The organism is Plantactinospora sp. A48, from assembly GCF_055793945.1.
The window spans coordinates 230,488-252,488 of record NZ_JBTIXF010000001.1 but is presented as its reverse complement, the minus strand read 5'-3'; the positions used below and the strand labels follow the sequence as shown (position 1 = coordinate 252,488).

The 22,001-nt window shown below is 71.7% G+C and carries 16 protein-coding genes; 8 read left to right on the top strand and 8 right to left on the bottom strand.

Features of this window, described 5'->3' with window-relative positions:
- Positions 1–55 precede the first annotated feature (55 nt).
- From ACXN5W_RS01195 to ACXN5W_RS01180, 4 genes are all read right to left on the bottom strand, one after another.
- A complete protein-coding gene (locus ACXN5W_RS01195; protein ID WP_473156208.1) occupies positions 56–1,207 on the bottom strand; it encodes an MBL fold metallo-hydrolase in 1,152 nt (383 codons plus the stop codon).
- A gap of 176 nt (positions 1,208–1,383) precedes the next feature.
- Positions 1,384–2,145, bottom strand: a complete 762-nt coding sequence (locus ACXN5W_RS01190; protein ID WP_473156207.1) for a succinate dehydrogenase/fumarate reductase iron-sulfur subunit — start codon at positions 2,143–2,145, stop codon at positions 1,384–1,386.
- On the bottom strand, positions 2,142–4,076 hold the full coding sequence (locus ACXN5W_RS01185) for a fumarate reductase/succinate dehydrogenase flavoprotein subunit (protein ID WP_473156206.1): 1,935 nt from the start codon (positions 4,074–4,076) through the stop codon (positions 2,142–2,144). Before ACXN5W_RS01185 ends, ACXN5W_RS01190 begins: the two co-directional genes overlap by 4 nt.
- Before the next feature lies 1 nt (position 4,077).
- Complete coding sequence (locus ACXN5W_RS01180) at positions 4,078–4,755, bottom strand: succinate dehydrogenase cytochrome b subunit (protein WP_473156205.1); 678 nt, start codon at positions 4,753–4,755, stop codon at positions 4,078–4,080.
- Positions 4,756–4,835: 80 nt separating this feature from the next.
- Here ACXN5W_RS01180 and ACXN5W_RS01175 point away from each other — a divergent pair, with 80 nt between their 5' ends.
- On the top strand, positions 4,836–5,771 hold the full coding sequence (locus ACXN5W_RS01175) for a LysR family transcriptional regulator (protein WP_473156204.1): 936 nt from the start codon (positions 4,836–4,838) through the stop codon (positions 5,769–5,771).
- 233 nt (positions 5,772–6,004) lie between these two features.
- Entirely contained in the window at positions 6,005–7,060 is a 1,056-nt protein-coding gene (gene rfbB / locus ACXN5W_RS01170) for a dTDP-glucose 4,6-dehydratase (protein ID WP_473156203.1), read from the top strand.
- Positions 7,061–7,241: 181 nt separating this feature from the next.
- Here rfbB and hrpA read toward each other — a convergent pair whose 3' ends face one another.
- The gene (hrpA, locus tag ACXN5W_RS01165) at positions 7,242–11,306 is read right to left on the bottom strand and encodes an ATP-dependent RNA helicase HrpA (protein ID WP_473156202.1); all 4,065 of its coding nucleotides are present in this window, start codon (positions 11,304–11,306) and stop codon (positions 7,242–7,244) included.
- Positions 11,307–11,528: 222 nt separating this feature from the next.
- Here hrpA and ACXN5W_RS01160 point away from each other — a divergent pair, with 222 nt between their 5' ends.
- Complete coding sequence (locus tag ACXN5W_RS01160; protein WP_473156201.1) at positions 11,529–12,014, top strand: cytidine/deoxycytidylate deaminase family protein; 486 nt, start codon at positions 11,529–11,531, stop codon at positions 12,012–12,014.
- A 136-nt stretch (positions 12,015–12,150) separates the two neighbouring features.
- Positions 12,151–14,325 (top strand): multicopper oxidase family protein, encoded by a 2,175-nt coding sequence (locus ACXN5W_RS01155; RefSeq protein WP_473156200.1) that lies wholly within the window; start codon positions 12,151–12,153, stop codon positions 14,323–14,325.
- Here ACXN5W_RS01155 and ACXN5W_RS01150 read toward each other — a convergent pair.
- Together ACXN5W_RS01150 and ACXN5W_RS01145 are read right to left on the bottom strand one after the other, a co-directional pair.
- Positions 14,322–14,975 (bottom strand): hypothetical protein, encoded by a 654-nt coding sequence (locus tag ACXN5W_RS01150; protein ID WP_473156199.1) that lies wholly within the window; start codon positions 14,973–14,975, stop codon positions 14,322–14,324. The genes ACXN5W_RS01155 and ACXN5W_RS01150 overlap by 4 nt on opposite strands.
- Positions 14,976–15,145: 170 nt before the next feature.
- Positions 15,146–15,877, bottom strand: a complete 732-nt coding sequence (locus ACXN5W_RS01145) for an SDR family NAD(P)-dependent oxidoreductase (protein WP_473156198.1) — start codon at positions 15,875–15,877, stop codon at positions 15,146–15,148.
- Positions 15,878–15,946: 69 nt separating this feature from the next.
- On the opposite strand from ACXN5W_RS01145, the gene ACXN5W_RS01140 reads away from it, so the two are divergent.
- From ACXN5W_RS01140 to ACXN5W_RS01125, 4 genes are all read left to right on the top strand, one after another.
- Positions 15,947–16,774: a LysR family transcriptional regulator gene (locus tag ACXN5W_RS01140; RefSeq protein ID WP_473156197.1), complete on the top strand. Its 828-nt coding sequence runs from the start codon at positions 15,947–15,949 to the stop codon at positions 16,772–16,774.
- Between the two features lie 588 nt (positions 16,775–17,362).
- Positions 17,363–18,115, top strand: coding sequence for a hypothetical protein (locus ACXN5W_RS01135; RefSeq protein ID WP_473156196.1), 753 nt, complete (start codon positions 17,363–17,365; stop codon positions 18,113–18,115).
- Positions 18,115–19,107 carry a hypothetical protein gene (locus ACXN5W_RS01130; protein WP_473156195.1) on the top strand — a complete coding sequence of 331 codons (993 nt, stop codon included), beginning with the start codon at positions 18,115–18,117 and terminating at the stop codon, positions 19,105–19,107. The genes ACXN5W_RS01135 and ACXN5W_RS01130 overlap by 1 nt, the downstream gene beginning before the upstream one ends.
- A gap of 59 nt (positions 19,108–19,166) precedes the next feature.
- Positions 19,167–19,436, top strand: coding sequence for an HIT family protein (locus ACXN5W_RS01125; RefSeq protein WP_473156194.1), 270 nt, complete (start codon positions 19,167–19,169; stop codon positions 19,434–19,436).
- 48 nt (positions 19,437–19,484) lie between these two features.
- Here ACXN5W_RS01125 and ACXN5W_RS01120 read toward each other — a convergent pair whose 3' ends face one another.
- The gene (locus ACXN5W_RS01120) at positions 19,485–21,986 is read right to left on the bottom strand and encodes a DEAD/DEAH box helicase (RefSeq protein WP_473156193.1); all 2,502 of its coding nucleotides are present in this window, start codon (positions 21,984–21,986) and stop codon (positions 19,485–19,487) included.
- Between the last annotated feature and the right edge of the window lie 15 nt (positions 21,987–22,001).

Genomic DNA, 22,001 nt, shown 5'->3' with positions numbered 1-22,001 from the left:
CGGCCGGATCCGTACGCCCGGTCGGGCCACGGTCCGCCGACCTCGCGCGGCCCGGTCAGGCCACCGTCTGCCACCAGCCGTCCACGGCGGGCGGCTCGGCGACGTCCACCCGCTCACCCGGCCGGGGCACGGCGAGCCGCACGTCCCGGGCCTTGGCCTCGCGCCAGATCCGGTTCACCGGCTCGTCCCAGGAGTGCAGGGCCAGGTTGAAGGTGCCCCAGTGGACCGGGATGAGCAGGTCACCCCGCAGGTCGAGGTGCGCGGTGACCGCCTCCTCCGGGAACATGTGGATGTCCGGCCAGGCCCGGTCGTACGCGCCGATCTGCATCAGGGTGGCGTCGAACGGCCCGTGTTCGGCGCCGATCTCGGCGTACCCGGGAAAGTAGCCCGAGTCGCCGGTGTAGAAGACCTTCCGCCGCTGGCCCGCGATCACCCACGACGCCCAGAGCGTCTGGTCCCGGCGCAGCGTCCGGCCGGAGAAGTGCCGGGCCGCGGTCGGGGTGAGTTCCAGTCCGGCGATCGGCACCGTCTCGTCCCAGTCCAGCTCGACGATGCGCTCCTCGGGCACCCCCCACCGTTCCAGGTGCGCGCCCACCCCGAGGGGGACCAGGAACGGCGTGGTCTGGGTCCGGGCGAGCGTGCGGATGGTCGCCATGTCGAGGTGGTCGTAGTGGTCGTGCGAGATGAGCACCGCGTCCACCTGCGGCAGTTCGGTCAGCGGCACCGGCACCGGGTGCAACCGGCGCGGCCCGACCAGCCGGGACGGCGAGCACCTGTCGCTCCACACCGGATCGATCAGCACGCGCCGACCCTCGATCTCCACCAGCACCGAGGCGTGGCCGTACCAGACGACGGCCAACCCGTCCGGGGCCGGCGCGGCCGGCGCGGGCCGCTGCACCGGGACCGGGCCGGTGGGCCGCCGGCGCTGGTCGCCGAGCAGCATCTCGCGCAGCAGGTGACGGTCCTCGCCCTGACGCTCGTCCGGCGCCACGATCGTGCGGGTGCCCACCGGGTTGCGGAAGGTGCGACCGCCGAACTGCGGCGACCGGGCCAGCCGGTCGGCCCGGGACCCGGTCGGCCGCCCGCCGAGGGCCGCCGGTATGTCCCAGACCGCCCAGGCCGCCGCGCCCAGCACCCCGGCGACGAGCGCCGCCCGGCGCCAACCGCGCCCGGTGCGGATCCGATCCCTGTCGCGTTCTCCCGCCATCGCTCCCCACCCATGCCGTCGATCGATCAGGTACGCGCGACCCACGCTACGCCGCGCCACCCCCCGGTGCCGACCACCACCACCCCGGCGATCTTGCGGTTGCCGGGTTCGCCGGGCGCGGCCCGTCCCGCGACACCTACGAGACCACCGGGAGAGCTGTCCGGGGGAGGCGGAGGTCAGGCGCCGGGGGTGTCGTCGCGTTTGACAGAGGCGGCCAGGAAGTCCCGGTTCAGCCGGCCGATGGTGCTCAGCGGGATGCCCTTGGGACACACCGCCGTGCACTCCCCGGCGTTGGTGCAGCCACCGAACCCGGCCTCGTCGTGCGCGTCCACCATGCCGATCACCCGGGTGTACCGCTCGGGCTGGCCCTGCGGCAGCAGGCTGAGCTGGGTCACCTTGGCGGCCGTGAACAGCATGCCCGAGCCGTTCGGGCAGGCCGCCACGCAGGCGCCGCAGCCGATGCAGGCGGCCGACTCGAACGCGGTGTCCGCGTTCGCCTTGGCCACCGGCGTCGAGTGCGCCTCGGGCGCGCTGCCGGTCGGCGCGGTGATGTACCCGCCGGCCGCGATGATCCGGTCGAACGCGCCCCGGTCGACGACCAGGTCCTTGACCACCGGGAAGGCGCGGGCCCGCCACGGCTCGATGTCGATGGTCTCGCCGTCGGAGAAGTGCCGCATGTGCAGCTGGCAGGCGGTGGTGCCGCGCTGCGGCCCGTGCGCCTCGCCGTTGATCACCATGCCGCAGGCGCCGCAGATGCCCTCCCGGCAGTCGTGGTCGAAGGCGACCGGCTCCTCGCCGTCGAGGGTCAGTCGCTCGTTCAGTACGTCGAGCATCTCCAGGAACGACATGTCCGCGGAGATGTCCCGGACCGGGTAGGTGACCATCCGGCCCTTGTCGTCCGGGCCGGACTGTCGCCAGATCCGCAGGGTGAGGTTCACTTGTAGCTCCGCTGGCTGGGGTGGACGTAGGCGAACGTCAGGTCTTCCTTGTGCAGCACGGGCGGCTGGTCGGCGCCGGTGAACTCCCAGGCCGCGACGTAGCTGAAGTGCTCGTCGTCGCGCTGGGCCTCGCCGTCCGGGGTCTGGCTCTCGGCCCGGAAGTGCCCGCCGCAGGACTCGGTGCGGTGCAGCGCGTCGACGCACATCAGCTCGGCCAGCTCGAAGAAGTCCGCGACCCGGCCGGCCTTCTCCAGCGCCTGGTTGAGTCCCTCGCCGTCGCCGGGCACCCGCACCCGCCGCCAGAACTGTTCGCGCAGCCCGCGGATCTCGTCGATCGCCTTGCGCAGCCCGGCGTCGGTGCGTTCCATGCCGCAGTGCTCCCACATGATGTGCCCGAGCTCCCGGTGGAACGAGTCGACGGTCCGGTCGCCGTTCACCGCCAGCAGCCGGGCGACCCGGTCCGCCACGTCGGCCCGGGCCCGGACGGCCTCGGGGTGGGACTCGTCGACGGGCTCGAACGGCCCACCGGCCAGGTAGTCACCGATGGTGCTGGGCAGCACGAAGTAGCCGTCGGCGAGGCCCTGCATCAGTGCCGAGGCGCCGAGCCGGTTCGCGCCGTGGTCGGAGAAGTTGGCCTCGCCGATCACGAACAGGCCGGGGATGGTCGACTGGAGGTCGTAGTCCACCCACAGCCCGCCCATCGTGTAGTGGACGGCGGGATAGATCCGCATGGGAACCTCGTACGGGTCCTCACCGGTGATCCGCTCGTACATCTCGAAGAGGTTGCCGTACCGCTCCTGCACGGCCCGGCGGCCGAGCCGGGAGATGGCGTCGGCGAAGTCCAGGTAGACGCCGAGCCCGGTCGGTCCGACCCCCCGGCCGGAGTCGCAGACGTTCTTGGCGGCCCGGGAGGCGATGTCCCGGGGCACCAGGTTGCCGAACGACGGGTACATCCGTTCCAGGTAGTAGTCCCGCTCGTCCTCGGGGATGTCCCTCGGTGACCGGTCGTCGCCGGCGGCCTTCGGTACCCAGACCCGGCCGTCGTTGCGGAGCGACTCGCTCATCAGGGTGAGCTTGGACTGGTGGTCGCCGGAGACCGGGATGCAGGTCGGGTGGATCTGCGTGTAGCAGGGGTTGGCGAAGTACGCGCCCTTGCGGTGCGCCCGCCAGGTGGCGGTGACGTTGCACCCCTTCGCGTTGGTGGACAGGAAGAAGACGTTGCCGTAACCGCCGGAGGCGAGCACCACGGCGTCCGCGAAGTGTGTCTCGATCTCGCCGGTGACCAGGTCACGCACCACGATGCCGCGGGCCCGGCCGTCCACCACCACCAGTTCCAGCATCTCGTGCCGGCTGTGCATGGTGACGTGGCCGAGCCCGATCTGCCGTTCGAGCGCCTGGTACGCGCCGAGCAGCAGCTGCTGGCCCGTCTGGCCCCGGGCGTAGAAGGTCCGCTGCACCTGGGCGCCACCGAAGGAGCGGGTGTCGAGCAGGCCGCCGTACTCGCGGGCGAACGGCACGCCCTGGGCGACGCACTGGTCGATGATCTCGACGGAGACCTCGGCCAGCCGGTGGACGTTCGACTCCCGGGACCGGAAGTCACCACCCTTGACGGTGTCGTAGAACAGCCGGTGGATCGAGTCGCCGTCGTTGCGGTAGTTCTTCGCGGCGTTGATCCCGCCCTGGGCCGCGATCGAGTGGGCCCGGCGCGGGCTGTCCTGGTAGCAGAACGAGGTGACCTGGTAGCCCAGCTCGCCCAGGGTGGCGGCGGCGGATCCGCCGGCCAGACCGGTGCCGACCACGATCACGTGCCGCTTGCGCCGGTTGGCCGGGTTGACCAGCTTCGCCTCGAACCGGCGGGTGCTCCACCGGTCCGCGATCGGCCCGTCCGGGGCCTTGGTGTCGGCGATCGGGTCGCCCTCGGTGAACAGCATGTCAAGCCACCAATCCGGTCAGTACGGCGAACGGGACCACCAGGTAGCCCGCGCAGAGCCCGACGGCGAAGACCAGGGCCGCCCGGCGGGCGGTCCGCTCGCCACGCGGGCGCTGCTGGCCGAGGCTGCGCAGCGCGCTGAAGACGCCGTGCCGCAGGTGGAAGCCCAGGGTCACGATCGCGAGGGCGTACCAGAGGGTCACGTACCAGCGGGCCGGGGCGAAGTCGGCCACGACGTTCGCGTACGGCCGGCCCGGGTCGCCCACCGGGTTGACCGTGCCGGCGGTGAGGTCCAGCAGGTGGTAGATCACGAAGAGCAGGATGATCACGCCACCCCACCGCATGGTGCGGGCGGCGTAGCTGCCCCGCACGGGCTTGCGGTGCGCGTACCGGACCGGCCGGGCGGCCCGGGCCCGCAGCGCCAGCACCGTGGCCGCCCAGATGTGCGCGACCACCGCGACGAGCAGCACCGCCCGCTGGATCCACAGGTACCAGGTGCCGGGCAGCAGTGGGGTGCCGATGGTGCGCAGCCAGTGCGCGTAGTGGTCGAACGAGGCCGCACCGGTGAAGATCTTGAGGTTCCCCAGCATGTGCGCGACGAGGAACAGCACCAGCACGATGCCCGACACCGCCATCACGGCCTTGAGGCCGACGGAGGACCGGACCGGAGAGCGACTCATGGTTACCACGGGTTCGACGCTAAGGCGAGGCCATCCAGTCGTCCAATGCATCGAATACCCAGTTCTGATAGCTATAGGCTATGCAGATGCGCCTCCAGCAGTTGCGGTACTTCGTAGCGGTCGCTGAAGCACGACATTTCACCCATGCTGCCGATTCGGTGGGCGTGACCCAACCCTCACTCAGTAAGCAGATTCACGCTTTGGAGACCGATCTGGGCGCCCCGCTGTTCGAGCGGGTAAGGGGCAACATCACCCTCACCCCCGCCGGTGAGCTTCTGCTGCCGGTGGCCAAGCGGATCCTGGCCGACGTGGACGCCGCCCGGGCCCAGGTGCAGGAGCTGGTCGGGGTCCGGCGCGGCCGGGTCCGGCTGGGCGCCACCCCGAGCCTGTGCACCTCGCTGGCGCCCACCGTGCTGCGTCGGTTCCACGACGCGCACCCGGGGGTCGACCTGCGGGTGGAGGAGGGCGGGTCGCAGGACCTGGTCCGCGACCTGCTGCGTGGTGACCTGGAGTTGGCGCTGATCATCGAGCCGGCCCGGGGGGTCGATCCGGCGCTACGGACCGAACCGCTGCTCCGGGAGGGTCTGGTGGTCGCCTCGCTGGAGCCGTTGTCCGGGGCCGGGCCGGAACACCGGGTGGCGATCGGTGAGCTGCGGGACCGGCCGCTGGTGATGTTCCGCAGCGGGTACGACCTGCGGGACGCCACCCTCCGGGCCTGCCGGGAGGCCGGCTTCGAGCCACGGTTCGCGGTCGAGGGCGGCGAGATGGACGCGGTGCTCAGCTTCGTCGAGGCCGGTCTCGGCGTCGCCCTGGTGCCCGGCATCGTGGTGTCCCGCCGGCCCGGCATCCACGTCACCCAGCTCGCCCCGCCGGGCATCCGCCGGACGATCGCGCTGGCCCGGCGGCGGGATGTCGCGCTCAGCCACGCGGCCGGTGAACTGCGGCGGATCCTGCTCGGCTTCATCCGGGAGACCGCCGAGGGCGGCAACCTGCCCCGGGGTGTCGAGCCGTACTGACCCGGGTCGGTTCACCCGCTGGGGGTGTCATTTCCCCCGACCGTCACGTTATCTCCATCGTGGGCGGTTTGGTCCCCTACTATGGGTCCTCTATGGGCGAGTATCTGGCTTTTATCCCGTATCTGCGAGCGGAGGCCGCGGGTTAACGACCGGGTGGTCGGCGGCAAGGACGGCTCCCGCAGGTCCGCGGCGGGCACGAGGACGCGAAGGCTCGCGTGGTAGGAGGGCCACACATGAAAATCCTGGTTACCGGCGGTGCAGGCTTCATCGGGTCACACTTCGCCAGGTGCCTACTGGACGGGCGGTACGTCGGTTTCGAGGACTGTGACCTGACGGTGGTGGACAAGCTGACCTACGCCAGCGACCGGAGCAGCCTGCCGACCACGCATCCCCGGCTGACCTTCGTGGAGGGCGACATCTGCGACCGTCGACTGCTCGCCGAGGTGGTGCCCGGCCACGAGGCGGTGATCCATTTCGCCGCCGAGTCGCACGTCGACCGGTCCATCGACGACCCGGCGGTCTTCTTCGAGACCAACGTGATGGGATCGCACCTGCTGATGGCGGCCTGCGTCCGGGCCGGCGTGGAACGGGTCGTCCACGTGTCCACCGACGAGGTGTACGGCTCGATCACCAGCGGCTCGTGGACCGAGCGCAGCGTGCTGGAGCCGAACTCGCCGTACGCCGCGTCCAAGGCGGCCAGCGACTGCGTGGTCCGCTCGTACTGGCGCACCTACGACCTCGACCTGTCGATCACCCGCTGCGCGAACAACTACGGCCCGTACCAGCACATCGAGAAGGTGATCCCGAGGTTCGTCACCAGCCTGCTCGCCGGGCACGACATCACCCTGCACGGCGACGGTCGGGCGGTGCGGGAGTGGCTGCACGTCGACGACCACTGCCGGGCGGTGTCGCTGGTGCTGGGCAAGGGTCGGGCCGGCGAGATCTACAACATCGGCGGTGACGTCGAGCTGACCAACCGGGAGCTGGCGGAGCGGATCCTCGACCTGCACGGCGCCGACTGGGACCGGGTCCGGTACGTCGCCGACCGCAAGGTGCAGGACCAGCGGTACTCGCTCGACTACCGGAAGATCCAGGACGAGCTGGGCTTCGAGCCGCAGATCCGGTTCGCCGACGGCCTCGGCGAGGTCTACCGCTGGTACCGGGACAACCCGATCCGATGGGTCCAGGAGTACCCGCCGGTGGAACCCCCGGTCAACGCCCGGATCGACCGCGCGCGAGCAGCGGTGAAGGTGCCGGTCGGACGTACCGCGCCGGTCCGGGTGCGCTGAACCGCCGCTACCACCGCCATGGCTCCGGTCCGCCACTGCTCCGCCAGACCCTGGCCCACCGCGGCTCTGATCTGCCGGTGGCGGTGACCGGCCCTGTCTGGGAGTCATTTTCATGACTCCCAGACAGGGGCCTCGAAGAGCGTTCGTCCACCCCGCCCGGTTGCTCACCGTGACGGTGCCGTCAGCGACCCTCGGCCTCGTCCATGGCACGGTAGATGCGCTGCTCCGACACCGGGTACGGGGTACCCAGCGCCTGCGCGAAGACGTTCACCCGCAGCTCCTCGATCATCCAGCGGATCCGGAGCACGGCCTCGTCGTTCCGTCGGCCCGGCGGTAACGCCGCCAGCATGTCCCGGTACTCCTGCTGCACCACCGCGACGCGGTCCTGCTGGGACTTGTCCCGCTGCGGATCACCGGACAACCGGTCGAGCCGCCGCTCGATCGCGGTCAGATAGCGCAGCAGGTCGGGCAGGCGCGCGTACCCGGTCTCGGTGATGAACCCGGCGTGCACCAGCCCGGAGAGCTGCTGACGCAGGTCGGCGAGCGCGGCGACCACCGCGAGGTTGCGGGTCGCCCCGAGTCGTTGCTCGACCGCGTACGCCGCGGCGAGCACGGTGCGGACCCGGTCCATCACCTCGACCACGGTGTCGACCAGATCGGCCCGGACCCGGTCCCGCAGCGCGGCGAAGCCCGCGGCGTCCCAGGCGGGACCGCCGGCGTCGCCGACCAGCTTGTCGATCGCCGCGCCGGCGGCGTCGGCGATGAGTGCCTGGACCCCACCGTGTGGATTGCGGCTCAGCGCAAGCTTCGCCTCGTTGCTCAGCCGACCCTGGAGGAACTTCGCCGGCGACGGCACGGTCAACCGCAGCAGCCGCCGGGTGCCCGCCCAGTGCGCCGCGGCCTGTTCGGCCGGCGAGTCGAACACCTTCACCCCGACCGTCGCGCCCTCGTCCACCAGCGCCGGGTACGCGGTCACCGCGTACCCGGCCCGGACCTGCTCGATGCTCTGCGGCAGGGTGCCGATGCTCCACTCGGTGAGGCCGGTCCGGGCCACGTCGGGCGCGGCGGCGGCGACGACCTGGCGTACCTCCTGGCGGAGCTGGCGTTGCAGGGCCGGCAGGTCCTTGCCCTCGGCGACCGGTTTGTCGTCCTCGCCGAGGACCCGGAAGCTGACCCGCAGGTGGGGTGGGAGCCGGGTCAGGTCCCAGGCGTCCCGGGGGACCGTGACGCCGGTCATCCGGCGCAACTCCCGGGTGAGCGCGTCGAGCAGCGGCTCCGCGCCCGGGGTGATCGCCGCGAGCACCGCGCGGGCGTAGTCGGGCACCGGTACGAAGTTGCGGCGGACCGGCTTGGGCAGCGACCGGAGCAGCGCGATGACCAGTTCCTCGCGCAGGCCGGGCACCTGCCAGTCGAAGGTCTCCGCCGGCACCTGGTTCAGCAGCGGCAGCGGGATGTCCACCGTCACGCCGTCGGTCGGGGTGCCCGGGTCGAAGGTGTACGTCAGCGGCAGGGCGACCCCGTCGGCCTGCCACTGGTCCGGATAGTCCTCCTCGGCCACCCCACCCCGGCCGGCGTTGATCAGCAGTTCCCGGGTGAAGGTCAGCAGTTCGGGCTGGTCCCGGCGCGCCTGCTTCCACCAGGCGTCGAAGTGCCGGGCCGAGACCACGTCGGCCGGGATCCGCTGGTCGTAGAACCCGTACAGGGTCTCGTCGTCGACCAGGATGTCCCGGCGGCGGGCCCGGTTCTCCAGCTCGGCCACCTCGTCCAACAGCTCCCGGTTGGCGGTGAAGAACCGGTGGTGGGTCTGCCAGTCGCCCTCCACGAGCGCGTGCCGGATGAACAGGTCCCGGCTGAGCACCGGGTCGATCCGGCCGAAGTTCACCTTGCGGGAGGTGACCAGCGGGACGCCGTACAGGGTCACCTTCTCGTACGCCATGACGGCGCCCTGCTTCTTCTCCCAGTGCGGCTCGCTGTAGCTGCGCTTCACCAGGTGCTGTGCGAGCGGTTCCACCCACTCGGGCTCGATCCGCCCGGCCACCCGGCCCCACAACCGGGAGGTCTCCACCAGCTCGGCGGCCATCACCCAGCGCGGTGGCTTCTTGAACAGGGCCGAACCGGGGAAGATCCCGAACCGGGCGCCCCGGGCCCCCAGGTACTCGTTCTTCGCGGTGTCCTTGAGCCCGAGGTGGGACAGCAGGCCCGCCAGCAGCGCCTGGTGCACCCGTGGGGTGTCGATCTCCTCCGGCAGGTCGGCGCCGGGTCCGGACCGACCGTTGCCGCCCTCGGCCGGCCGGGCCCGCTCGGCACCCCGACCGCGGCGCCCGCGCGGGTCCGGCGCCACCGGGTCGGTACGCAGCGCCTGGCGGAGCTGACTGACGATGTCCTGCCACTCGCGTACCCGCAGGTAGTTCAGGTACTCCGCCCGGCACATCCGGCGGAACGCGCTGGAGGACAGCTCCCGCTGCTGGGTGCGCAGATACCGCCACAGGTTGAGGAAGGTGACGAAGTCCGACTCCCGGTCGGTGAACCGGGCGTGCGACTGGTCGGCCTGGGCCTGCCGGTCCGCCGGGCGCTCACGCGGGTCCTGGATGGACAGCGCGGCGGCGATCACGACCACCTCGGTGAGGCAGCCGGCACGCTCGCCCTCCAGCACCATCCGGGCCAGCCGGGGGTCCACCGGCAGTTGGGCGAGCCGGCGGCCCAGCGGGGTGAGCCGGCGGTCGGTCTCGGTGCCGGCCGGGTCCAGCGCGTTCAGCTCGTGCAGCAGGTTGACGCCGTCGGTGATGTTGCGCCGCTCCGGCGGCTCGACGAACGGGAACGCGCCGATGTCACCGAGCCCGATCGCCGTCATCTGCAGGATGACCGAGGCCAGGTTCGTGCGCAGGATCTCCGGATCGGTGAACTCCGGCCGGCCCAGGAAGTCCTGCTCGTCGTACAGCCGGATGCAGATGCCGTCCGAGGTGCGCCCACACCGGCCCTTGCGCTGGTTCGCCGACGCCTGCGAGATCGGCTCGATGGGCAGCCGTTGCACCTTGAGCCGGTTGCTGTACCGGGAGATCCGGGCGGTGCCCGGATCCACCACGTACTTGATGCCGGGCACCGTGAGCGAGGTCTCCGCGACGTTGGTGGCCAGCACGACCCGGCGCCCGGAGTGCCGCTGGAAGACCCGGTGCTGCTCGGCGCTGGACAGCCGGGCGTACAGCGGCAGGATCTCCGTCCCGCGCAGCGCCGGAACCCGCTGCACCAGCTTGCCCAGCGCGTCGGCGGTGTCCCGGATCTCCCGTTCCCCGCTGAGGAAGACCAGGACGTCGCCCGGCCCCTCGGCGGCCAGCTCCTCGACGGCGTCACCGATGGCCTGGACCTGGTCGCGGACCGTGTCGGTGTCCTCGTCGTCCTCGGCCGCCTCGACCAGCGGCCGGTAACGCACCTCGACCGGGTACGTCCGGCCGGACACCTCGACGATCGGCGCCGGCTCGGGCTCGGGCTCGCCACCGTCCCGGGCCGGCTTGGCGAAGTGCCGGGCGAAACGTTCCGGGTCGATGGTGGCCGAGGTGATGACCACCTTCAGGTCCGGCCGTTTCGGCAGGAGCTGCTTCAGATAGCCGAGGATGAAGTCGATGTTCAGGCTGCGTTCGTGCGCCTCGTCGATGATCAGCGTGTCGTACTGCCGCAGCATCCGGTCGTGCTGCAACTCGGCGAGCAGGATGCCGTCGGTCATCAGCTTGACCAGCGTCCGGTCGCCCACCTGATCGGTGAACCGGACCTTGTATCCCACCACGTCACCGAGTTCGGTCCCCAACTCCTCGGCGATCCGGTCGGCCACCGTCCGGGCGGCCAACCGGCGCGGCTGGGTGTGCCCGATCCGGCCCCGGACGCCCCGACCCAGCTCAAGGCAGATCTTCGGAATCTGGGTGGTCTTGCCCGAGCCGGTCTCGCCAGCCACGATCACCACCTGGTGGTCGCGGATCGCCGCCGCTATCTGGTCCCGGCGTTCGCTGACCGGCAGTTCCGGCGGATAGCTGATCACGGGCACGGCGGCGCGGCGCGCGGCCAACCGGGCCTCGGCGGACGCGACGTCGGCGGTGATCTCCTCGACCGCGCGCTGCCGGCGCTGCGGGTCCCGGATCTTGCGGATGCCGTCGAGTCGGCGCTGGATGCGGCGCTGGTCGGCGTAGCCCAACTCGGCCAGGCGGGCACTCAGGCCGGCGGCGGGGGAGTCGAGCGCGGCGGGCGGTGAAGTCTGCATGTCGTCGCCAAGGATAGGCACGCGACCCTCCCCACGGCCCGTGGTTATCCCGCCCAGGGAGAAAGGAAGGGCCCCCTATTATCGCTTTTCGTATAGGAAGGGCCCCCTCCTAACTCCTGATCTTGTGGCGCTCCGGCGTTCCTGATTTTGTGGTGCCCGGGTCGGCCCGGTTGACTGGGCGGCGGCGGAGGGTCGGGGCGACCGATCGGATCGGGGGATGCGATGGAGGCGACCGAGCGGGCGCTGGTGCAGGCCGCCGGGGCGGTTGCCCGGCTGCGCAGCCAGGGTGACCGGCACGCGGTCGCGGCGGCGGTGCTGTCGCCCGAGGGCCGCGTGTTCACCGGGGTGGACGTCCGGCACGAGACCGGGGGCGCCTGCGCCGAGGCGGTCGCCGTGGGCACGGCCGCGACCCAGGGGGTACGCGAGCTGAGCACCATCGTGGTGGTGGGCGATCGGGGCCGCAGCGTGCTGTCACCCTGTCCCCGGTGCCGCCGGCTGCTGGCGGACTACTTTCCGGGCCTGCGGGTCATCGTCGGTCCGCTCGACGCGCTGAGCGTGGTCCCGCTCACCGAACTGCCCCCCGAGGACGCCCCGCCCGAGAATGCCCCGCCCGAGGGTCCGCCAGTCGGTGGTCCGCCGCCCGGGGGTCCGCTGGCTGAGGGTCCGCCAGCCGGTGGTCCGCCAGTCGGTGGTCCGCCGGCCGGTTGACGGTGATCGGCGGGGCTTGACCGCCGGGCCGGTCCCCCACACGGGCGGTTGTGCGGGCAAAATCCGTAAAACGCTCAAGACCCGAAAAAGCGAGCGATTTACTCCTTACGTCCCAGACGGTACGGGAGGAGCACTCGTGACAACTCGTCGACGACTCATCGTGGGTGGCCTGACCGGCGGGGCGGCGGCCCTGTTTCCCGGTCCGGCCGCGCTGGCCCGGCTCCGTGGCTCGGCCGGCCCGGCACTGCTGCGCGACTCGGGCCCGCCGGACCGGTCGCTACCGGCCGACCCGGCGCCGCCGCTCGACCCGCTGACCATCCCCAAGTACGTGACCGCGCTGCCGGTGCCCGGACGGATGCCGGCGACCCGGTCCGGCAACGGGATCGACGAGTACCGCATAGCCGCCCGGCAGTTCCGTCAGCAGGTACTGCCGTCGGGCCTGCCGGCCACGACGGTCTGGGGGTACGGCTCGGCGGATCACCCGGGCACCTTCGGCTGGCCGGCCCGCACGATCGAAGCGCGGGTCGACCGGCCGACCCGGATCACCTGGGCCAACCAGCTCCTCGACGCGCAGGGTCGGTACCGGCCCTGCATCCTGCCGGTGGACCCGACGCTGCACTGGGCCAACCCGGCGGGTGGGACGGGCGGGCGGGACACCGCTCCGGGGCGTACCGCCGGAGGGACCACCCGGTACGCCGGCCCGATCCCGCTGGTGACCCACGTTCACGGCATGCTCGTCGATCCGGAGTGCGACGGCTACCCGGAAGCCTGGTACCTGCCGGACGCCCGGGACATCCCCACCGGCTTCGCCCGGGTGGGCAGCTGGTACGACCGGCACGCCGAGGTCGCCCACGACCGGGACGGGGTGCGCTGGCACCGGGGCTCGGCCACCTGCCGCTACCCGAACACGCAGCAGGCCGGTACGCAGTGGTATCACGACCACGCCCTGGGCATCACGCGGGTGACCAACTACGCCGGGCTGAGCGGGTTCTACCTGCTGCGCGGCGGCTCCCACGACCTGCCGGCCGGGGTGCTGCCCGGACCGTCGGCGGCCGGCGGCGCGGCCGAGATCCCGCTGATGATCCAGGACCGGTCCTTCCGGGCCGACGGCTCGCTGTTCTACCCCGACCGGAGTGCCACGGCCGGCGGAGGCTCCGGTGCGACGGCATCGGCCGGCGCGGGTGCCCCGTTCGGCGCGGGTGACACGGGCGGCACGGCGTCAACCGGGGCCGCCGACGGGGGCGGGAGCGCGCCGCCGATCTGGGAGCCCGGGTTCAGCGGGACCGTGATGGTGGCGAACGGGGTCACCTGGCCGGTGCTGCGGGTCCACCGGCGCCGGTACCGGCTCCGGCTGTTGAACGCCTGCAACGGTCGTACGCTGATCCTGTCGATCGCCGCCGACCCGACGGCACGGCCGGCCCGGGCCGAGGTGCCGCTCTGGCGGATCGGCACCGACAACGGCTTCCTGCCGGCGCCGGTGTGTCTCGACCGGGTGGTGCTCGGCTCGGCCCAGCGGGCCGACGTCATCGTCGACTTCACCGACGTGCCGGAGGGTACGGCGCTGTACCTGGTCAACGAGGGCCCCGAGACGGCGTTCGACGGGAATCCGCGAAGCGCCCCGGCGGATCCCCGGACCACCGGACAGGTGTTGAAGCTGGAGGTGATCGGCCGCGACCGGGTGGACCGCAGCGTACCGCCGGACCAGCTCTCGCTGCCGGCGACCGCGCCGGTCGGTCCGGCGCGGCGGACCCGCCGGCTGCTGCTGGCCGGCCACGGCGGACCCGGGACGGTACCGCCGGCCTTCCTGCTCGGGACGCTGGACGACCGGGGGAACCCGCGGCCGCTGCACTTCGACGCGCCGGTCACCGAGACCCCGGTGGTGGGCGAGCCGGAGATCTGGGAGCTGCACAACCACACCCCCGACGTACACCCCATCCATCTGCACGGGGTCCACTTCGAGCTGGTGGGACGCGGGATGGACGGCGGTCGGCCGCCGCAGCCGCAGGAGCGTGGGCCGCTCGACACCGTGCTGGCCTATCCCGGCGAGACGACCCGGATCCTGGCCCGGTTCACCATCCCCGGCCGGTTCGTCTGGCACTGCCACAACCTGGAGCACGAGGACAACGACATGATGCGGCCGACGGAGGTGCTGCCCCGGGGCGGTGCCGGCACCGGCGACGGCGGCGGGACACCGCGGCCGGCCGTCGGACTCGGGGTGGCCGGGGCGGTGACCCTCGGTGCGGCCGCCGCGGCGACGGTGGCGCTGCGCCGGGCCGGCACCGCCAGGGGTGCCGGCCCGGAATCGCCCTAGGCGGCCGTGGACCAGATGGCCCGGAACGCGGCGGCCTCGCCGGCCAGCCAGCGTTCCACCTGGTCGGGCTTGCCGCTCGGCTGTACGCGGTGCGCCACGCCGCGCCGGACGTCGACCAGCACCGGTTCGGCGTGTGGCAGGACCTGATCGGTGTACCGGCCCATCAGGTGCAGAGTTGCCAGTACGGCCTCGTCGCTCGGCGGCGCCTCGTCGAAGTGCAGGCGGACCGCCTCGGTGCGGCCGTCGGCGTAGCGCAGGCCGAGTTGGGGGTTGATCTTGACGGGCAGTTCACCGACCATGCCGAGCGCGTCCCGGGTCTGGGCCAACTCGACCTGGTCGGGGTCGCCGAGCGAGTTCAGGTACGCGATCGCGCCCGGAACCAGGGTCTCGTAGAGCGGGCGCCAGCGGGGCTTGACCACCTCGACAATCTCGTGGAGGTGCCGACCTCCGGTCCGGAAGGCGATGTCGGTCTTGAGCGCCTTGACGAGTTGGCCGTGCGGGTTGAATCCGGAGCCGCTGGCGCGCTGCTTGCGCAGGCCACCGACGAAGTTCGCCTTGGCTGGCCCGGTGCGGTCCACGTACCGGGTGAAACCGAGCAGTGTGGCGTAGGGGAGCGGGGTGGTGGGGACGGTGGCAGCAGGCGCAGTCACGGCTGTCCTCCCAGTTCAGAGCCTTAATTCGTACATACATTCTAATCGACGCAGGCCGCTTCGCCCAGTGAACTTCGGGTCCGGATGTGTCGCGTCCAGGCGAACCTCGCGGAGTCCGTAACCACCTTGCGAATCACTGGCGATCGCCTCGATCATCCGCGGTCTGGAACTCACCACGGCACCTTCCCGCCGTCGTCGAAGAACCCGCCGCTGGGGCACTCCCGCCCGAGCAGGGCCAGCCGCACCACCACCGCCGCGCCCTCGGCGGCCGTCCGGGACAGCTGAAACGGAAGCCCCTTGGCGAAATCCGTGTCACACGCACCCGGTGCGATCGCGTTCACCAGGATCCCGTCCCCAGCCAGCGCCTTCGCATACTGCACGGTCAGCATGTTCAGCGCCGCCTTGGACACCGGATAACCCAGCGACGCCGGCATCCGGCTCAGATAGTGGGTCGAGTCGGTCATCCACGCCATCGACGACGTGCCACTGGAAACGTTCACAATCCGCGCCCCGGCCGAGCGGCGCAGCAGCGGCAGCATCGCCTCGGTCACCGTCACCACCCCGAACAGGTTCGTCTCGAACACCTCCCGGATGCCGTCCAGCCGAGCCGTTCCCGGCGCCTGCGCCGTGCGGTCACCACCGATCCCCGCGTTGTTGACCAGGATGTCCAGCCGGCCGAACCGGGCCCCGATCGCCTCGGCGGCGGCGGCGACCCCGGCCGGATCGGTCACGTCCAGCCGGATCGCCGACGCACCCTCGATCTTCGCCGCGGCCGCCGCTCCCCGCTCCGGGTCCCGGGCGCCGACCAGCACGGTGATCCCTGACTCGGCGAGGCCCTCCGCGACCGACCGCCCGATCCCCTTGTTCGCCCCGGTCACCAGCGCGATGCGTGCTTCACTCATGTCCCGAGCCCACCACCGGCAGGGCTCGCGGACCAGGACCGAACCGGTCCGCGGCGATACCGTTGCGGTATGGATGACGTCGAGACGCGCGAACTGCGCTACTTCGTCGCGGTCGCCGAGGAGCTCCACTTCGGCCGTGCCGCCCAGCGTCTCGGCATCGCCCAGCCACCCCTGTCCCGCGCGATCCGCCTGCTCGAACGCCGGATGGGCGTCACCCTGCTGGAACGCACCAGCCGCGCGGTCCACCTCACCCCGCCCGGCGAGGTGCTGCTCACCGAGGCCCGCGGCGCGCTCGACGCGGTCGAGGCGGCGATCCGGCGTACCCGAAACGCCGCCCGGACCACCCCGCACCTGACCCTGGCCCTCAAGCCTGGCGGCGACGCCGGACTGCTGCGCGCCATCCTCGGACGCTACGCGGCATCCCCCGGCGCCGTCCCGGTCGACCTCGCCTTCAGCGTCGGCGAACGCGCCGCCATGGTCCGCGACGGGCGTGCCGACCTCGCCCTGCTGCACCGACCGCAGAACGACCTGAGCGGTCTGGACAGCGATGACCTGCACACCCAGGGCCAGGTCGTGCTGCTACCCGAGGGACATCGGCTCGCCGAACGCGCCACCGTGTCGATGATCGACCTGCAGGGTGAGCCGATGCCCCGCTGGCCCGAAGCCCGCCCCGGTGTCACCGGCTACCCGGTCGCCGACAGCAACCAGATGCTGCACCTGATCCAGCTCGGCCGCCTGATCGCGGTCGTCCCGGAATCGGTCGGCGAGCACCTGCCGCCGGGCCTGACCAGCCGCCCGGTCCCGGACGCCGATCCGGCCACCCTGGTCCTGGCCTGGTCGCAGACCAGCACCTCGCGCGAGGTCGCAGCCTTCGTCCGCGCCGCGGTCACCGTCTGACACCGGCGCACGGCCGCAACGGCATGGCCGGCGCGAGGCACCCCCGGCTACCGGAGCCGCAGGCGATCTGCTCCCCGAACGAGTGACGCTGTCGCTCACGACCCTGTGGCTTGCGCTTCCTGCCCACCCCCGGGGCACTCCTCGGGCGGGGCGTAGGCCCGAATGGTGCCGTTGTGTCGGGCGACTCTTCCGTCGGCGGTGAGGGCTACGAGGCGTTTGCAGACGGGGCACCGACCCCGCCGGTGCTGCGAGCGCTGGCTCACCCTGCCTCCCGGGTGTGGCTGGACGCCGGCCCAACCTCCGCCGTGCGCCGGGCTCAGCGCGGCGGCGAAAACGGATCGGTACGACGCGAAGTGGTCGGCTTCCCGGCGTCCTCCAGCGGGTCGCCGGCCGACACGGCCAGCCGCTCCGCCTCCGCGCGCAGCGGACCCGCTGGTTTGCCGGTCCGATCATCCGGACACGTCGCCGATTCCGGTGACCCTCCGCGACAACTCGATCATGCATAGTGATGAAGGTGAGGTGACTGGATGGTCGGCGGGATCCCGCGTCGGGTGAAAGCCAAACTCCGGGACGGCGTGGAGACAGATCATGAAGGTTGACGGATTCCTGGCCCGCGCGGTGGCGAGCACGACCGTGCTGCTGCTCATCGTGTCGAGCGCGGCCTGCGGATCCACTCGACACGACGCCGATCCGACCGCGTCCACCTCGGCGGGCTCGTCCACGGCGGCGGAGGCCGGGCCGGGCGCCCCGCCGTTGGAAACGGCGCCCACCCAGACGGGCACCGAACGGTCGCCGGCCGTGGAGGGTTCCGGCCCGGAGAAGCCCGCACCCCCGGTCCCGAAGAAGCCGTCGATCCCCATGCCGCGACTGCCGTACGGACCGGACGGCGGCCCGACGATCACCGAGCGCGGCAAGGTCTACTGCCAACCGGTCTACTGGCTCGGGCCGCCCATCCCGGCCGGTTACAAGATCACCGTGCGTACGGTGACGGTCAGCGGGGCGGCCGGTTCGTTCAGGGTCAAGCGGCACGCCTGCAAACCGGAGTGTGACCAGCTCCGCGGTCCGATGGACTACCGGGCCGACGCGAGCCGCTGCCGGATCGGCGTCGAAGCCGTCGACTACGGCGAGGGAGAGCTGATCATCAAGGGGGAGTTGACCACCTGCCCGAGTGGCCACCAACGCGAGTGCCGGGACTTCGCGGCGGCGGCATCGGAGCCGGTCAACAACGGCACGATATTCGTCGAGTTCCCCGAACCGGATCCCGCGGAAAGCCCCGTACCCACCGAGGAGGCACCGACGACCCCGCCGGGCGGCGCCGGCGGCGGGGATCCGGCTGAGTGATGCCGGCCGACCCGGATGCCCCCACCGGCCGGATCGCGGGCTGGCTGAGCGCGTGGGCCGGCGTCATCGCGCCCGTCACGGTGGTCAGCACCCTGCTGTTCTATTTCGGGTACGTGGCGTCGCGCGCCCAGTACGAATACTTCGGCATCGATGTCGACGTGGTCGGGCTCGGCACCCGGGAGTACGTCATGCGCAGCCCACAACCGTTGCTCGTGCCGCTGCTCACCTTCACCGTGCTGGGCGCCGCCCTGCTCCATGGCCACGTCCGGCTGAGGCAACGGATCGCCCGGGCGCTCGCGACCACCGCCGCCACCGCCACCACCGCCACCGCCACCGACGGCGACGGCGACGGTGAGGCGCCCGGCCGGGCCGCCGCCCGGATGACGCTACGCCGACTGCGCCGTGGTACCCGGGTCGCGGTGTTCGCCGGACTCATCCTGCTCACCGCCGGTGTGCTGCTGTTGTTCAGTTACCCGGCGCTGCGCGACTGGTGGCTGTACGACTTCGCCACCCCGACCGCCATCGCGCTCGGCGGCATCCTCGTCGGGTACGGCTGGCAACTCATCGAGACGGTGACCCGGTTGTCCGATGCCCGCCCGGACGACAACGCCGCGTTCCCGCGCCGTACCGCGCGGATCCTGCTGTTCGCGCTGACCGCCGTGAGCCTGTTCTGGACCACCGCGACCGTCGCGCAGTGGTCGGGGCGGGACCTGGCCCGCGACACCGCGCTGCACCTCGACCGGCTGCCGCGCGTCATTCTGGACACCCGCGAACCGCTGTATCTGCGTTCCCCCGGGGTCACCGAGACGTTGCTTCCCGCGTCGGAGGGGCAGACCTATCGCTACCGCTACCGTCAACTGCGCCTGCTCGTCATGGGCCGCGACCACATGTTCCTGGTGCCGGAAAAATGGTCCGCCAGCAACTCCACCCTGGTGGTGCCGCTCGACGACTCGGTCCGCGTCCAGTTCCAGTTCGTCAACGAACAACCCTGAGCCGCAGCGGGGCCATGGAACGGCTGCCGACGACCGCGCCGGTCCGGCATGCTGTGTCGATGGACTGCCCCGCCGAACTGCGGACGATGATCGGGCAGGCGCACCGGCCGGACGGCTGGAACGTGGGCTGGAACGTCGAGCCGGTGGGCGGCCAGTCGGTCCCGCACGCGCACTGCCACCTCGTGCCACGGTATCGGGAGGAGCCGCTGGCCGGCCGAGGGATCCGGGCCTGGATCAAGGATCCCGGCAACCGGCCGCCGCAGCACGCGCCGCTGCGTACCCCGTCCTGGCAGCGGGCCGCCGACCGGACCGCGCAGCGTACCGGCTGAGTATCCGCGCCGGGGCGTGCCGGCGGGATACGCGTCGTCGCGTACCGGCTAGAGCTGGCCCACGTCGGTGATCCGGACGACCGCGGCCCCGGCCTCGTCGGAGGCCGCGAGGTCCACCTCGGCGCTGATGCCCCAGTCGTGGTCACCGGCCGGGTCGTCGAAGATCTGCCGGACCGTCCACCGCTCCCGGCCCTGGTCGATCATCAGCAGCGCGGGACCGCGGGCGTCCGGGCCGGTGCCGAGCGAGTCGTACGTCTGGAAGTACGGCGCCATGGCCTCGGCCCAGGCGTCGGCGTCCCAGCCGGCCTCGGCGTCCAGTTCGCCAAGGTCGAACCAGCGGCGCAGCGCGGCCAGCTCGACCCGGCGGAACAGCGCGTTGCGGACCAGCACCCGGAACGCCCGGACGTTGCCGGTGACCGCCGGCGGTCGCTCGTCGAGCACGGCCGTCTCGGGCGCGTCGGTCGGGTTGCGCAACCGTTCCCACTCGTCGATCAGGCTGGAGTCCACCTGCCGGACCAGCTCACCCAGCCACTCGATCAGGTCGACCAGCTCGTCGGTCTTGGCGTCCTCGGGGACGGTCTGTCGCAGCGTCTTGTACGCGTCGGCGAGGTACCGCAGCACCAGCCCCTCGGAGCGGGACAGGCCGTAGAACGCGACGTACTCGGTGAACGTCATGGCCCGCTCGTACATGTCCCGGACCACCGACTTGGGCGACAGCTCGTGGTCGGCCACCCACGGATGTCCCTGCCGGTACATCTGGTACGCCGCGTCCAGCAGCTCCGCCAGCGGCTTCGGCCAGGTCACCTCGTCGAGCAGTTCGATCCGCTGCTCGTACTCGATGCCGTCGGCCTTCATCGCGGCCACCGCCTCGCCACGGGCCTTGAACTGCTGGGCCGACAGCACCTGTCGTGGGTTGTCCAGGATGGACTCGATCACCGACAGGACGTCCAGGGCGTACGCCGGGGACTCCCGGTCGAGCAGTTCGATGGCGGCCAGGGCCAGCGGGGACAGCGGCTGGTTCAACGCAAAGTCGAGTTGGAGGTCGACGGTGAGCCGGACCCGCCGGCCGGTCTCGTCCGGCTCGGCCAGCTGTTCCACCACCCCGCCGGCCAGCAACGCCCGGTAGATGGCGATGGCCCGGCGGATGTGCCGGCGCTGCGCGGCCCGGTCCTCGTGGTTGTCGGTCAGCAGGTGCCGCATGGCCGCGAAGGCGTCACCGGGCCGGCCGATCACGTTCAGCAGCATCGAGTGGCTGACCTGGAAGCTGGAGGTGAGCGGTTCCGGATCGGCCGCGACCAGGCGTTCGAAGGTGGGTTGGCCCCACCCGATGGAGCCCTCCGGCGGCTTCTTCCGGACCACCTTCCGGCGCTTCTTGGGGTCGTCGCCGGCCTTCGCCAGGGCCTTCTCGTTCTCGATGACGTGTTCGGGCGCCTGCACCACGACCCGGCCGACGGTGTCGAAGCCGGCCCGGCCGGCCCGGCCGGCGATCTGGTGGAACTCGCGCGCCTTGAGCAGCCGGGTCCGCACCCCGTCGTACTTGGACAGTCCGGTGAACAGCACCGTCCGGATCGGCACGTTGATCCCGACCCCGAGGGTGTCGGTGCCGCAGATCACCTTGAGCAGGCCGGCCTGGGCCAGGGTCTCCACCAGGCGGCGGTACTTGGGCAGCATGCCGGCGTGGTGTACGCCGATGCCGTGCCGGACCAGCCGGGACAGGGTCCGGCCGAAGCCGGCGGTGAACCGGAAGTTGCCGATCGCCTCGGCGATCATGTCCTTCTCGGCCCGGGTGCAGACGTTCACGCTCATCAGCGCCTGGGCCCGTTCCAGGGCCGCCGCCTGGGTGAAGTGGACGACGTAGATGGGCGCCTGCTTCGTACCGAGCAGTTCCTCCAGCGTCTCGTGCAGCGGAGTCATCGCGTACGAGAAGATCAGCGGGACCGGCCGCTGGGCCGAGGTGACCACGGCGGTCGACCGGCCGGTACGCCGGCTCAGGTCGTCGACGAACCGGGTGGTGTCGCCCAGCGTGGCCGACATCAGCACGAACTGGGCCTGGGGGAGTTCGATCAGCGGAACCTGCCACGCCCAGCCCCGGTCCGGTTCGGCGTAGAAGTGGAACTCGTCCATGATCACCAGCCCGACGTCGGCCCGGCGACCCTCCCGCAGCGCGATGTTGGCCAGGATCTCGGCCGTGCAGCAGATGATCGGCGCGTCCTCGTTGACGCTCGCGTCCCCGGTCAGCATGCCGACGTTGTGCGCGCCGAAGATCTCGCAGAGCGCGAAGAACTTCTCCGAGACCAGCGCCTTGATCGGGGCCGTGTAGAAGCTCACCCGGTTCTCGGCCAGCGCCGCGAAGTGGGCGGCCGTGGCCACCAGGCTCTTGCCCGAGCCGGTGGGGGTGTTCAGGATGACGTTGGCGCCCGAGACGATCTCGATCAGCGCCTCTTCCTGGTGTGGGTAGAGGTCCAGGCCGCGATCCTTGGCCCAGCCCGCGAAGGCTTCGTAGAGGGCGTCGGCGTCGGCCTCGGGCGGCAGCTGTTCGGTGAGCGTCATAGCCGATCAATCGTG